The organism is Methanobrevibacter sp. (genome assembly GCF_045539575.1).
GTDB lineage: Archaea > Methanobacteriota > Methanobacteria > Methanobacteriales > Methanobacteriaceae > Methanocatella.
Genome location: NZ_JAZQFM010000070.1, coordinates 13269 through 25379, shown reverse-complemented (window position 1 = coordinate 25379; position 12111 = coordinate 13269). Strand labels below are relative to the sequence as shown.

Below are 12111 nucleotides of genomic sequence, written 5' to 3'. Positions count from 1 at the left end.
CACTTCAAAGGTGAACAGTTTGAGAAAAAAGGACTATAATTACAACAACTTTAACATATTGCAACATGGACAAGACATTAGATATTAAATACTAGTTAAAACAGACTTAATAATAGGTGAAATATTATGGATAAAAAGAATATAATATTAATCGCAATTGTAATATTAGTGATTGCTCTTGCAGCAGTTGCAGCATACATCTACTCTTCAGATAACACTGCAATTGATGTCACCAATAAGACAAAAAACAAAACAGTCATTGACGTAGACAAGGTCAACGGTACCAACGGCACAATTGTTGGCGATAACTCAACCAGAAATGGTGATGATTCTAATCTTACAAATGCAAACACCACATATAAGGTATATAATCCTCAAAGTGATTCATATGTCCCTGTCATCGGTGAAAAATTCGACGAAGAAGTAAACAGATGGTACACATATGATGAAGACGGCGTAAGATATTACAATACAAGAATTAATTAATTTTAATTCTTCTTTTTTTATTTTTTTTAATCAATGAACACTGAATTTATAAGATTGTCCCTGTATGCAGTATCGTCTTTTAATGATTCAATGTGATGGATGACATTCAGTTTCAAATCCTCAAGCTTTATTCTGGTTTCAATGTCGTTGAAGTCCACTTCAAAGAAAAAGAGAAACTTGACCTCCATATCCTGATTGTAAATCACCCAGCTTGGGCCGTTAATGTCTAAAAGTTTGACGGACCACTTGCTCATCAGATTGTTGATCTTTTCTGTGAGCTCATCAACGCTGAAGTCATCTGCGATGAATATTTCCTTCATTGGTAGAATACCTCGGAATCGCTTTTCGGAAGGTTCACTTCAATATCTTCCCTGTTGAAAATGCCCACCATTGATATTTCTTCCTTTTTAATGGACATAGGCTGTGTGACGCTTTCATCCTCTATTGAAACCATGGAAACGTTTACCCATTCGTCGTCTTCACTTAAATATAAACATGGTTCAAAGAGCTGAAACTTGGTCATAACAATCAGTAATAAGTCCTTAATTTCTGCATCCTCACCGGAGTGCTGTCTGTTCAAATCCAAAATTTTTTCCTCTACATTCATTTTTTAACCTCATATGAAAATTCAAAGTGATCTATTCCGTCCTCAAGATATACGTCGGACACTTTTTTAAATCCCAAATCCTCGTAAAACCTGACAAGATAGGCCTGACCTGACAGTCTGATTTTATCCTTTTTCAGGTCTTTTATGATATAATCTATTGCCTTCTGCATGATTTTTTTAGCTATTCCGTGTCCACGGTATTCCTTTTTTACAATGACACGGCCGATTGCCATATCCTCAAATGCCACGTTTTCAGGCAATATCCTTGAAACCGCAATGATTTCGCCACCATCCTTTAAAAACAGGTGCAATGCCATCTGGTCTTTATCATCCAGGTCATTGTATGCACAGTCCTGCTCCACTACAAAGACTTCAGCCCTGAGCTTCAGTATTTCATAGAGCTCATCAAGGCTCAGTTCATCAAATTCCTTCAAAAACCAGTCCATGCTACCACATTTCATTGATCTGATTCAGCTTTTCGATGTTGTCCATGGATACTGCAAAACCGTCAACAATAATAAATTCAATTGCCCTTAAAAATCCCACGTCATTTAATAATGTGCAGTTTTCAAGCATAAGCTGGGAGTAATCCGGCTCGTCAAGAATATCCCTTCTGAACTGCTTTTTGATATCCTCCAGAAGGTCACTGTCAATGAAAGATTCCACGATTTCCTTAACAGTGTTTGCAAGGCTGTTGCCTATTGTCTTGAGCATATCTATCTCATCCTTTGACCTTTCGATTGTCTTTTGGATATTCAAGAATGATGAATAGTCCTGATATCCTATAAGGGTAAATCTTCCCTCAACTGTATGGGCTGCATATTCATCAATCAGGCAGTTTTCGGAAGAATATGAGAGTATGAACGTTACGATTGATTCAATTTCCTTTGTCTTTGATGCGTCAAGAAGCCTGCACAGTATATGGGTCAGTATTTCCTTTATAAGATAGTGTGTGAGCTCATGAAGCATTGTTGTTATCTGAAGTGCGTCAAGCTGTCTGTCATCGACAAAAATTGAATTGAATCTGTAAAATCCAAGTTCCTGACCGTAGGACTTGTATTCAACATTGACAAATGACTTTGTAAAAAGAATCACCTTTTCAAGAATTGACAATGTGTCCAAATCTATTTCATTGTCCTTTATTGCAGAGTCAAGGTTCTTGATGGCAGTGAGCTTGATGTTTCTGATGATTTCATTAAAATCTTGCATTTCAAATTCGAATTTGGTCAGCTCCAGAAGATTTTCCGCTGTGAGAATCTCTTTGAAATCAGTGTATGAATTCTCACCCTCAAAATTGAATTCATGAGGTATATCAATCTGTCTTACATTGACCTTCTCAATGTCTTTTAGACTCACGGCACAGTCAAAGCAGAATATCTCGCTTTCAGGATATTTCTTGCCGCATTTTGGACATACTTTAGTTAGTTTATAATCAATAGGTGGTGCCTCAAGACAGAGATCGGGACTGTAATCTATTTCATTGTCAATGTAGCCTTTTGAATAGAATACCTTTTCTCTAAGCACGGTTTCAGGCATTGCGCTTCTAATCAGCTCAAGCTTTTCCCTGTCAATTTCAGTATATTTCGATAAGTTATTCAATTTCATTTAAAACCCTTTTTTCTAGTAATACATGAATGTTGAAGTTATTATGAAGCTAATGAACCAGACCACAACAGACAGTGCAATGACAACTATACCATATGTCTTGGCATTTGGGTTGTCCTTACGTGTTACGAGATAAATTCCGAATATCAATCCAATAATAGGAATAAATATTGCAGACAGTATACCCAATACCAATGCAAGGGTGTGGCTGTTTTCGCTTACCTGCGGAGCATAGCTGCCGCCGGTACTTTGACCATTTCCAATATTGGTGTATGAGGATATGTCCTTTCCGCAGTTCTTGCAGAATTTTGCCTCATTAACCAGTTCTTCACCGCAAAACGGACAGAATTTTGACATTTAATCACCTTCCAAAGATTTTTTCTATAATGAAGTCTTCATCCTTATAAAAGTCAATGTTTATTTTTGTTCTAAGGGCGTCAAGTGACCACATGACCTGTTTGGATTCGCTTAACGGAACATAGACATTTTTAGCTCCGTTTTCAACACACAGTTTCAAAGTTTCCGCCAAGTCTTTTGATTGTGACTCGTTGAGTATTACTGTGGCATCTTCTAAACTTTGATTGTTTTTGATGGATTCATTTGCTATAATTTCCTGTAATTTAAAATCATTAGCTTCACCATCAGATGTCAAATTATCAACTGTTGTTTCATTATTCTTGACACTTAGTTTGAATATGTCCTCACCCTCAATGAATACCACCTCACCGACATTATGGCGGATGTCCAATGGAAGGCCTGAATGTGTCTCTTCAACTATTTCCTCTTTATCATCATCGATGAGTCCCTTTTGGGCTAAATCCTCAACCATCTTGCTTACAAACATCCTGGACATTTCCTTGTCAAGTGCAAAGGGATCTTTAGGCTCATCCTTTTCGCCTGCAATCTTTTTCAGGAGGCGAATTATTTCCTCATTCTGCTTTTCTATATTTTTGTTGATTTTAATTAATTCTGATAAATCTGACATTGCAATACCTCATAAGAATAAATAGTAAATTGATTCGAACAGTCTCTCGTCATTTGCAAATCTCTCAAAGCCAAGGGAATACCTTAAAAGAGTAAGCCTTGGAATCAGGACATTGCTTGACTGCGGATTCAGTATGATACCGTCCATATCCTCGGTGAGGACAAAATTGACAAGGGTTGCCAAATCGATAAGCTGCGCATATCTGAATTTTGAAGTTGCAGGATCATTCAGCCTTTGCCTTGATGAAAATATTGTCGCATACCTTCCGCCCACATTGTCAATGTACATGGAGGCAACCGGTCCAGTCTCTTTTTGTGATATAAGGCCGTCATCGGCTTTCGGGGATAAGTCATAATCACTAAGCATCAATGTTAAAAGTCTGGAATGGGTAAGCTTTTCAAAAAGCATCTCATAGTCGCCGATGTTTGCCGGATTGTCAACGAATTGCTCAAGGTCACTGTTGTTTATTGAATTGTAGATGCCTCTCAGTTCATCTTCAGAATACGGGTTTGTGGCATAGAAGTTTGTTTTCGGAATGTTTTCAATGCTTAAAATGAATTCCTTATTAAACAGATATTTTTCAGATGCCGGATTCAATATAAACCCTTCGATATCTGTTGTCTTTATGATGTTCTGATAGAGTTCGAAAGGGTTGTTTAGAACCTGAATGTCATCATCCTTATAGAACTTGTGAAACTCATCCAAATCAGTGAAAAGAGGAGTGATTTTAGCCTCTTCATCCTCATATATTATGAAATTCAGGGTATTGTTTTCCCTTTTTGCAGGAATGTAGAGGTTGGAATACCTGAATTCATGAATCAGCCTTATGAGCAGTTCCTCTGTGAGCTCATTGTCATTCAAATAGATGTCTTCAATTACTGTTCGCAAGTGTTTATGAGTTATCATTGAAATTATTTTGTCCTAAATTCTATATTAACTTGATTATATTTTAGATGTATAATTCCTCATCGCCAAGATATGCCTGCGGATAATCTATTGTATGTTTTAATTCTCCTAATCTAAAGATCATATAGTAATATATTAATTTTAAATATTGAAGTGTGTTAATTTTATATAAGTATTATAGGATTATAATGTTAACAATTCGAATAAAAAAATAAATAACTATTCTTTAATCAGTAACTAATCAAGTATTTAAGATTAAACAAAAAATTATTCATGCCTCAGGAACTTACAGAGATGGAAAAATGGGAAATAATAGGTAAAATAAAAGTTTCACCCAACAAATACAAGACCCTGAAAACAATTGAAAATGAATATATGATGCCTTCTGAAATAGCAAGATACAGCGGACTTAGAATTACTCAGGTTTCTAATGCACTTAAAAACCTAAAAAAAGACAATCTTGTTGAATGTATCAATGAGGAAGCCAAAAAAGGAAGGCTTTACCACAATACCGAACTGGGTCTTGAAATTCTCGAGATGATTGAGGACAATAAAAATGATTAGATGATTTTTGCAATAACATGCTCATCCATATAAATGAACACCACTTCCGCCTTTTTTAAATCCATATCCTTTATGTCGCTTGCGCTTTTTATATTTTCAATCAACGTATATTCGCTGTTTGCAACATAACCCACTTTTTCACCGTCGATTTCAACCCTTACGGCGTCAGGGTCATGCTCGTTTTCAGGTTCCTTTACAAGATCTACTGTCATTTTCGGCTTGAATATTTCAATTCCGAAGTAGAATCTGGTTCCGGTGATGCTTATCAGTGTATCTTTGGATGATTTTAAAAATTCGATTTGTCCTTCAAGCTCTTTTATCTCATCGCTGAATCCTTCAGCCTTGAGATAGCATATCCTTGACTCTATTGGCTGGCCAAGACAGTCCAATATGCTTCCCTTGAGATACCAGAACTTTTCCCTGTATGTGTCTTTAAGAGTCTCGGGCAGAATTTCAATCGCACCGGTGATGATTTTAAGTGCCTTTGTCTTGTCGTTTAGGGAATTCGCCCATCTGTACAGCATCAATGCCCATTTTTCACGTGTTTTATCAATATCATTGAGCTTAAATGCACGTGAGTATGCATCATCGGCCTCGGAATATCGGTTGAGGCTTTCAAGAATTTCGGCCTTGAGAGTAAAGTATTTGAAATTTTCACTGTCCTTTTCAATTGCAACGTTGATTAAAGTCAGTGCCTCGTTTGCCCTTGAATCCTCAAAAAGCCTTTTTGCCTCATCGAAAAATACGTCCGAAACGCTTTCGCTGGACACTTCACTTTTTTCAGTTGTCTTGACTATCCAGTCATCGAGATTTTCGCCGAATTGACGCTCTGTCATGGTTCACCTAATCGATATTGTCTACGTGTTTTGCAACTTCTTCTCTACATTCAGCCACCTGACAGTCCTTGAAATGTTTTACCTATTTGTAGTCTTTAATAGATCCGATTACGCCTTCCATATCATCCAGAAGTACGTCAACGTCACCGTCGTCAGCAGAATCCATGGTCAGGACAAGCTCGTTTGTCAAGTCATCCATCTTGGATATTATTGCCTTAAGCATGTTGATTTTGGATTTGATTTCCGCATCAACCCTGGGTGAATCCTCGGTTGCAAGGTTCAGGATATTCATAGCAGATTCTGATTCCCTGTCAAAGAGCTTCTTGGACTTGTCCACAAGTGAAATGAATCTGGTGTAGGTAAGCTGCGGCGGCTGGAAACGCTTTTCGATAAGCTCGCGTGCAACCTTGTCCTTTGCATCGAATTCCGCTTTTAAAGATGAGATTTTAGCCTTGTAGTTTTCAAATTCTGGAATCAGGTTCTTGTCCATTTGCGGAGATTTCGGTTTTTCTGCTACCTTTTTGACCTCCTTAATCTCCTTAGGCTTTTTGCTTTCAATCCTGTGAGGAGGATTTGTAGGGTTAGGATTGGTAATCTTGTGAATTACGCAGCCTACAGCAAAAGGAGGTGCGGTAAACATTATTGCAACCACATACATTGCAAATATGTTGAAGTGGGATACGAATGCATCTGCTATGAACAGAAGAGCGAAGAGTGCAGAGGAAATTACCTTGGTTTTTGAGAGGACAAATTCCCCTGTGTTTTTGTTCTGCCAATAAAAGAGGAAATGCTTCAAGTCATCAAGAAGCCCGTAGTCATTGTTTTCAAGCACGGCATCCTTAGGTCTGCCCCTGAATGAGTGGATTCCATATCCTACAAAGTATGTGAGAATAGAAAAGATCGCACCAAGCGCAATGGCAGCCAGCCAGTCACGGTCGGTCAGTGCGAAAAACAGGAAAAGGAGAAATACTCCTATTGTCGCAACTTTTGTCTTTGCTATAACATACTCTCCGTCATGGTTCCAGTAGAGCAGTGAATGTATGATGCTTGGCTGGCTTTTTCTGGCCTTTGCGGGCATGTTTGATTGCCTGAATGATTGGGACTTGCAGTTAGGGCAGAAATTGTAGTCCACATCCACCTTTTCACCGCATTCGTTACATATTTTATATTGGCTAGTCATCTTCTTCCTCTATTAAAAAATCTTCATATGTCAAAGTGTTGAGCTCTTCATCTGAAATGTCGTCCTCGCCCGCCAGACGGTTTGCCTGTCTTGTGATAACCTCCTCAAAGAGGTTTCTCACGGCCCGGCCGTTTGCAAAGTTCCTGGACCTGTGCTCATACATTGTCTCGAAATACTCTTTTAGATATTGCTTTGCTCCGTCGTCCAAAGTTAAGTTGGCATCGCCTGCCATAAGCTCGAATATATCATAGAGCTCTTTTTCATCGTAGTCCTCAAAGTATATGAACTTGTTGAATCTTGACTCCAGACCGGGATTTGAGTGAAGGAACTTGTCCATCAGGTCAGGATATCCTGCAACGATTACAATCAGGTCGTCACGGTTGTCCTCCATTGCCTTAAGGAGTGTGTCAATCGCTTCCCTTCCGTAGTCGTTTTCGCTTGACTGGGCAAGTGCATATGCCTCGTCAATGAAAAGTATCCCACCCATTGCGGTCTGTATGACTTCCTGGGTCTTTATTGCGGTCTGTCCGACATATCCTCCAACAAGACCTGACCTGTCGGTTTCAATGAGATGTCCCCTGCTTAAAAGTCCCATTGCATGGTATATCTTGGAGAGTAATCTTGCAACTGAGGTCTTTCCCGTTCCTGGATTTCCCGAAAACACCAGGTGAAGGCTCATGGCGGGCTGTTTGATTCCACGGTCTGAGCGAATCTTTCTGATTCTTACAAGATTGATCATGGAATTTACATCCTTTTTGACTTTCTTAAGGCCTACAAGCCTGTTCAGCTCATCAATATAGTCATCAAGTGACTTTTCCGGTTTGGTTTCCTCAATGACTTCAGGAATGTCAACGCCTTCGGGAATCATAGCGGGCTGAACGGAAACATTCTTGTCTATTTCATTTTCATTCATATAGACTTCAAGCCTTTTAATGTATGAGCTGTAAAGCTCAAGGACATCACTGTTAAGCTCGTCATCCACGGTTATGAAGAACTTGCCTAAAAACTTGTAGCATTCATAAAGGCTGGCGCATGAGTTGACGTTTCTCATGTCATACTTCCGGGCGAACAAATCGATTTCATGCAGGGCCGCAAAAGACAGTGGTATCTCATCGCCGAGCTTCTCATCTGTAAGGGTCATGATGTCGTCCTTTGAGTAGTTTACATTAAGAATTGAGTTTATGAACTCCAGTTCATTGTCAGTTATCACATCGTCGCCCAAACCGAGATAGCTGAACCATTTGAAAAGGTCATCAAGCACAACGCTCACAAGGTTTGCGCTGTCCATCTTCTCCAGTGACGGCGAGAAGTCGCAAAATACATTTACAGCGCTGAGTATAAATCTGAAATCGTTAAGATAACCTATCAGATAATCCATATGAACCTTTTCAACCTCACTTTCGCATGAAGGACACGCAGTCTGTGAGTTGTCAAGGATTTTACCGCATTTATTGCAAATAGTCCACTCTAACATCATATTAACATTTTATTATTAGTCATATATAATCCTATATATTGCCTGTCATTGCCAGTGAGATAAGGTCGAAGATCAGATGGGACAGGTATGATGTGAATACGTTTTTGGTTTTAAGAATAAAAGCACATCAAATACTGATCCCAGTCCCTGAACTATAATAACGCGAAGGATTGAGCCGTATTCGCCTGCATGCATGAGACCGAACGCCACAAGTGCAACGAATACTGAAACGGCCAGGGATGCCTTACGGTTTTTTGAAAGTTTATTGGTTGGATTGAAAAATCATACAATGAAAATAGCATATTTCAATTACTTTATATCCATACGAAAAATGATGACTTGGCGATAGTCATCAATATATTGAATAAGGAAGAAATAGAAATAATAACATTAATTGAAAAAAATATACAAAAGAGGAAACACTATGCAAATTAAAGAATTTGTAGCTGAATATACATATGACACTAATTTAGATATAGTCAATATTGAAGTAAAAAAGGAGTATGTCCATCAAAAATCCATTGAATTGGAATTTGGAGTGTTTTTGGATTTTGATGAAAATTATCTTCCAGTCAATCTTGAAATCATCAGCGCATCTAAAATTCTTGACATCAATAAGGAAAATCTGGTTAACCCTGATGGAAATGTTACAATAACAATTGGCAAAGATATTGTAAATGTTGAAGTCGTTTTTAAATTTAAAAATGAAGATGAAGCTATCAAATTAACTACATTAAATGACTTTGGATGTCCAAGTTCTCAAACCAGCTTTGCATTAACTTAATTAACAATTTTCCTAAATGACTTCAATTTTTAACCAAACACAATAGTAAATTAAAAAGATAATTGAATAATTAAATATTCAAAATGCAATTTTAAAATAGTCTCAAAGCGCATAGTAGTTAACATCAACGGACCTTCCGCAGCATTGGCATTCGTCTGTTCCGTCCTCGTTTTCCGCTCCGCAGTATTCGCATTCCCACATAATATCACCTATTCATAATAGTCAGGGTCAATATAGCTCATCTCATCATTTTCATCTAAGCTGTCGTCATCGTATATGTCCCAGTCCGGGCTGTCTGATAAGTCAGACCCGCAGTATTCGCATGTTGCCCTTTCAGGGTCGTTTAATCGTCCGCATACATCGCATGTAATCATACATTATCCCTCCATTACAAACATTATGAAATATGGCAGAATTAAATTTAATAATATATGTTGTTAATAAGATATTATCAATAACATGTTTTTATATTTATTCAAAATATTATTATGAAAAATTTATATAGTTTGAAGATAAACTATTTATTGGACATTATTTGTTAAAAAATATTCAGTGCGACTTGTTCCCACTAGAATATTAATCTTTAATCTCATTTATTCAATCTGTTTTTAATTATTTTATCTGCAAGTGGAACCGTATTTTTAATATGAACATTATTCCGTTGCTTAAATTCATATTCAAGACTTTCCATATTTGTTTTATAGTCAAAATACCCCATCTTATCCAATCTCATCAGACGTTTTTTGAATTCATTTAAAATATCATCAGACACATGCATTCCTGATTTAAAAAACTTGACAAGGATTTGCGTTTCCTCTTCAAACATGTATGTATCTGAATATAGTTCTGAAAGCTTCAAATATGGATAATGGTCATTGCAGAAAAGCTCATCATGTATCAAATCATTATAAAAAGCAATTGCCTTTTCAGTTTTTCCATCATTTAACAGATTATCTGCCTTTTGAATCAGTTCATATTTCAAATCTGTTTTCAATTTAATATTAGGCAAATCTTCGGGAATAATGCTTTTTTCACCCAAATAATCATTTGAGAAATTCTCAATAGCATCAGTAAATGTATCTGGAATGAAATGGTTCATGAAAAAATCATGTGAGAGATATCCGTCAAGCCGGCTGTCAATGAAATAGGTTGTGCAGTAGTCATCTTCAAACCTCATTCCCCTTCCGTGTGTCTGAACCAGTGCAAGAGATGTCTTGTAGTCATACCATTTAGAATCAATAGCATTTCTCATGGATATCTGACGGTCCCCCAAATCGGGATAAGGAATCTTGTAGATTATCTGAAACCTGCATTCATCACCCGGAAGGTCAACACCCTCATTAACGGACGGTGAAACCAGTACCTTAGGCTCAGTGGAACTTTTGAATTCCTCAATTATATCAGAGCGATTATGAGTATCATGCGAGATGAATCTGTCAGTTTTGATGTTATCCATTAGAAAATCCCTGCACTTTGCGCTGACCGTATGAATAATTCCCTTCTCGTTTTTGTGTTTGTCTAAAATTTCTCTGATAGTGGGAATTGTCTGCGGAACTGTTTTTTCAAGAGTGGTGTAAGACATGTTAAAGCTCTTAAATGTTTTTATCGGATTTCTTTTGATATTAAATGGGCTTTTTCGCCTTATTGCATATATATCATCAGGTGAAATTCCAAGCCAATGTGCAAAAAGCTCATAATCTAGAATGGTTGCACTCATGAAAATGCATACATCAGCATGTTTGAATAGTGTTTCTGCAGCGTAATTGTCTATTTTAAGAGGCTTGAACTGGGCAATTCCGAATTCCTTGTCATAGTCAAAAATCCACATTTCAGAATCTAAATAAACATGTTTTAAAAATCTCTCACAGTCTCCAATCATGTTTTTGATAAAAATTTTCTTTTCTCTTAACTGAGGATTGTCAATATTTTCTATTTTGGAAAGTTCAATTTCGTATTTGGTTCTGATTTTTTCAACGAAACTAATCCAGTCCGTGCTCTCGCCTTCACTCAGCTGATTAATTAAATCTTTGGAAAGGTTGAACTTTAGATATTCCTTTAAATCATGCCTGTCAAATTCAAGAGTGAGCTGGTTCATCATCATTGATTCTATATTGTGAGCCTCATCACAAATCATTAAATCCCTTTTTGAAAAATCGCTTACATAATTGAGCTCCATAAACATGTAATGGTAATTGGCAACTGTAACTTTGGAGTTTAATCCCATGTATTTCTGATAATAGTATTCACAGGTGTTTTCTTTGGTGATTTTTTCTTTTTCATGGTTATTTAGTGAATATTTGCATGAGTGGCCTTCCACAATGCATTTTCCCAAATCACAGCTTTGGATGATTCCATTATGTTTATAATTCTTACACTGGAAATTGCCTCTTCCCTTGACTAATTTAAATCCCAAATCACTGAAATCCTTCATGTACTGATCTTGAAGCTGTTTTGTAACTGTCAGGATATATGATGAGTCAAACATCCCAGATAAAGTTGCTGCAATTGCAGATTTTCCGGTACCTGTTCCTGCCTCAAGAACAATATATTTATATCCTTTATTAATTGCTTCTGTGATTTCTGAGATTGTTTCAAGCTGGAACTGTCTGGGATGGCTGAACGGAAAGTGTTTAGCAACTTCAGGGTTTATTTTTGAATAATTAGAATATTTCCAGACCATT

Annotated in this window: 16 protein-coding genes; 3 read left to right on the top strand and 13 right to left on the bottom strand. The window is 37.2% G+C overall.

Annotated features, from left to right (window positions below; translation table 11 throughout):
- Positions 1 to 126: 126 nt before the first annotated feature.
- Positions 127 to 486 (top strand): hypothetical protein, encoded by a 360-nt coding sequence (locus ACKI30_RS08870; protein WP_407411726.1) that lies wholly within the window; start codon positions 127 to 129, stop codon positions 484 to 486.
- 26 nt (positions 487 to 512) lie between these two features.
- On the opposite strand, the gene ACKI30_RS08865 is transcribed toward ACKI30_RS08870, so the two are convergent.
- The 7 genes from ACKI30_RS08865 to ACKI30_RS08835 are packed head-to-tail and all read right to left on the bottom strand — an operon-like array spanning position 513 to position 4589.
- Positions 513 to 806 (bottom strand): hypothetical protein, encoded by a 294-nt coding sequence (locus ACKI30_RS08865; RefSeq protein WP_407411724.1) that lies wholly within the window; start codon positions 804 to 806, stop codon positions 513 to 515.
- Complete coding sequence (locus ACKI30_RS08860) at positions 803 to 1093, bottom strand: hypothetical protein (protein ID WP_407411722.1); 291 nt, start codon at positions 1091 to 1093, stop codon at positions 803 to 805. Before ACKI30_RS08860 ends, ACKI30_RS08865 begins: the two co-directional genes overlap by 4 nt.
- A complete protein-coding gene (locus ACKI30_RS08855) occupies positions 1090 to 1539 on the bottom strand; it encodes a GNAT family N-acetyltransferase (protein WP_407411720.1) in 450 nt (149 codons plus the stop codon). The genes ACKI30_RS08860 and ACKI30_RS08855 overlap by 4 nt, the downstream gene beginning before the upstream one ends.
- Before the next feature lies 1 nt (position 1540).
- Entirely contained in the window at positions 1541 to 2698 is a 1158-nt protein-coding gene (locus ACKI30_RS08850) for a zinc ribbon domain-containing protein (protein WP_407411718.1), read from the bottom strand.
- Between the two features lie 15 nt (positions 2699 to 2713).
- Positions 2714 to 3055: a zinc-ribbon domain-containing protein gene (locus ACKI30_RS08845; RefSeq protein ID WP_407411716.1), complete on the bottom strand. Its 342-nt coding sequence runs from the start codon at positions 3053 to 3055 to the stop codon at positions 2714 to 2716.
- Between the two features lie 4 nt (positions 3056 to 3059).
- Positions 3060 to 3683, bottom strand: coding sequence for a hypothetical protein (locus tag ACKI30_RS08840; protein ID WP_407411714.1), 624 nt, complete (start codon positions 3681 to 3683; stop codon positions 3060 to 3062).
- A 9-nt stretch (positions 3684 to 3692) separates the two neighbouring features.
- Complete coding sequence (locus tag ACKI30_RS08835; RefSeq protein WP_407411712.1) at positions 3693 to 4589, bottom strand: SseB family protein; 897 nt, start codon at positions 4587 to 4589, stop codon at positions 3693 to 3695.
- 273 nt (positions 4590 to 4862) lie between these two features.
- Between ACKI30_RS08835 and ACKI30_RS08830 the strand changes: the two genes are divergently transcribed.
- The gene (locus ACKI30_RS08830) at positions 4863 to 5153 is read left to right on the top strand and encodes a MarR family transcriptional regulator (RefSeq protein WP_407411710.1); all 291 of its coding nucleotides are present in this window, start codon (positions 4863 to 4865) and stop codon (positions 5151 to 5153) included.
- On the opposite strand, the gene ACKI30_RS08825 is transcribed toward ACKI30_RS08830, so the two are convergent.
- From ACKI30_RS08825 to ACKI30_RS08810, 4 genes are all read right to left on the bottom strand, one after another.
- The gene (locus ACKI30_RS08825) at positions 5150 to 5989 is read right to left on the bottom strand and encodes an HIRAN domain-containing protein (RefSeq protein ID WP_407411708.1); all 840 of its coding nucleotides are present in this window, start codon (positions 5987 to 5989) and stop codon (positions 5150 to 5152) included. The two genes, ACKI30_RS08830 and ACKI30_RS08825, sit on opposite strands and share 4 nt — an antisense overlap.
- Before the next feature lie 82 nt (positions 5990 to 6071).
- On the bottom strand, positions 6072 to 7169 hold the full coding sequence (locus ACKI30_RS08820; RefSeq protein ID WP_407411707.1) for a hypothetical protein: 1098 nt from the start codon (positions 7167 to 7169) through the stop codon (positions 6072 to 6074).
- A complete protein-coding gene (locus ACKI30_RS08815) occupies positions 7162 to 8646 on the bottom strand; it encodes an AAA family ATPase (RefSeq protein WP_407411705.1) in 1485 nt (494 codons plus the stop codon). Before ACKI30_RS08815 ends, ACKI30_RS08820 begins: the two co-directional genes overlap by 8 nt.
- A gap of 72 nt (positions 8647 to 8718) precedes the next feature.
- Positions 8719 to 8856 (bottom strand): hypothetical protein, encoded by a 138-nt coding sequence (locus ACKI30_RS08810; protein WP_407411703.1) that lies wholly within the window; start codon positions 8854 to 8856, stop codon positions 8719 to 8721.
- 214 nt (positions 8857 to 9070) lie between these two features.
- On the opposite strand from ACKI30_RS08810, the gene ACKI30_RS08805 reads away from it, so the two are divergent.
- The gene (locus tag ACKI30_RS08805; RefSeq protein WP_407411701.1) at positions 9071 to 9430 is read left to right on the top strand and encodes a hypothetical protein; all 360 of its coding nucleotides are present in this window, start codon (positions 9071 to 9073) and stop codon (positions 9428 to 9430) included.
- Positions 9431 to 9639: 209 nt separating this feature from the next.
- On the opposite strand, the gene ACKI30_RS08800 is transcribed toward ACKI30_RS08805, so the two are convergent.
- Positions 9640 to 9804, bottom strand: a complete 165-nt coding sequence (locus ACKI30_RS08800; protein WP_407411699.1) for a hypothetical protein — start codon at positions 9802 to 9804, stop codon at positions 9640 to 9642.
- A 215-nt stretch (positions 9805 to 10019) separates the two neighbouring features.
- A complete protein-coding gene (locus tag ACKI30_RS08795; RefSeq protein ID WP_407411697.1) occupies positions 10020 to 12110 on the bottom strand; it encodes a helicase C-terminal domain-containing protein in 2091 nt (696 codons plus the stop codon).
- Position 12111 lies beyond the last annotated feature (1 nt).

Coding starts and splice junctions, on each gene's coding strand:
- ACKI30_RS08870 (WP_407411726.1), top strand. CDS start 127: ATGGATAAAAAGAATATAATATTAATCGCAATTGTAATATTAGTGATT.
- ACKI30_RS08865 (WP_407411724.1), bottom strand. CDS start 806: ATGAAGGAAATATTCATCGCAGATGACTTCAGCGTTGATGAGCTCACA.
- ACKI30_RS08860 (WP_407411722.1), bottom strand. CDS start 1,093: ATGAATGTAGAGGAAAAAATTTTGGATTTGAACAGACAGCACTCCGGT.
- ACKI30_RS08855 (WP_407411720.1), bottom strand. CDS start 1,539: ATGGACTGGTTTTTGAAGGAATTTGATGAACTGAGCCTTGATGAGCTC.
- ACKI30_RS08850 (WP_407411718.1), bottom strand. CDS start 2,698: ATGAAATTGAATAACTTATCGAAATATACTGAAATTGACAGGGAAAAG.
- ACKI30_RS08845 (WP_407411716.1), bottom strand. CDS start 3,055: ATGTCAAAATTCTGTCCGTTTTGCGGTGAAGAACTGGTTAATGAGGCA.
- ACKI30_RS08840 (WP_407411714.1), bottom strand. CDS start 3,683: ATGTCAGATTTATCAGAATTAATTAAAATCAACAAAAATATAGAAAAG.
- ACKI30_RS08835 (WP_407411712.1), bottom strand. CDS start 4,589: ATGATAACTCATAAACACTTGCGAACAGTAATTGAAGACATCTATTTG.
- ACKI30_RS08830 (WP_407411710.1), top strand. CDS start 4,863: ATGCCTCAGGAACTTACAGAGATGGAAAAATGGGAAATAATAGGTAAA.
- ACKI30_RS08825 (WP_407411708.1), bottom strand. CDS start 5,989: ATGACAGAGCGTCAATTCGGCGAAAATCTCGATGACTGGATAGTCAAG.
- ACKI30_RS08820 (WP_407411707.1), bottom strand. CDS start 7,169: ATGACTAGCCAATATAAAATATGTAACGAATGCGGTGAAAAGGTGGAT.
- ACKI30_RS08815 (WP_407411705.1), bottom strand. CDS start 8,646: ATGATGTTAGAGTGGACTATTTGCAATAAATGCGGTAAAATCCTTGAC.
- ACKI30_RS08805 (WP_407411701.1), top strand. CDS start 9,071: ATGCAAATTAAAGAATTTGTAGCTGAATATACATATGACACTAATTTA.
- ACKI30_RS08800 (WP_407411699.1), bottom strand. CDS start 9,804: ATGATTACATGCGATGTATGCGGACGATTAAACGACCCTGAAAGGGCA.
- ACKI30_RS08795 (WP_407411697.1), bottom strand. CDS start 12,110: ATGGTCTGGAAATATTCTAATTATTCAAAAATAAACCCTGAAGTTGCT.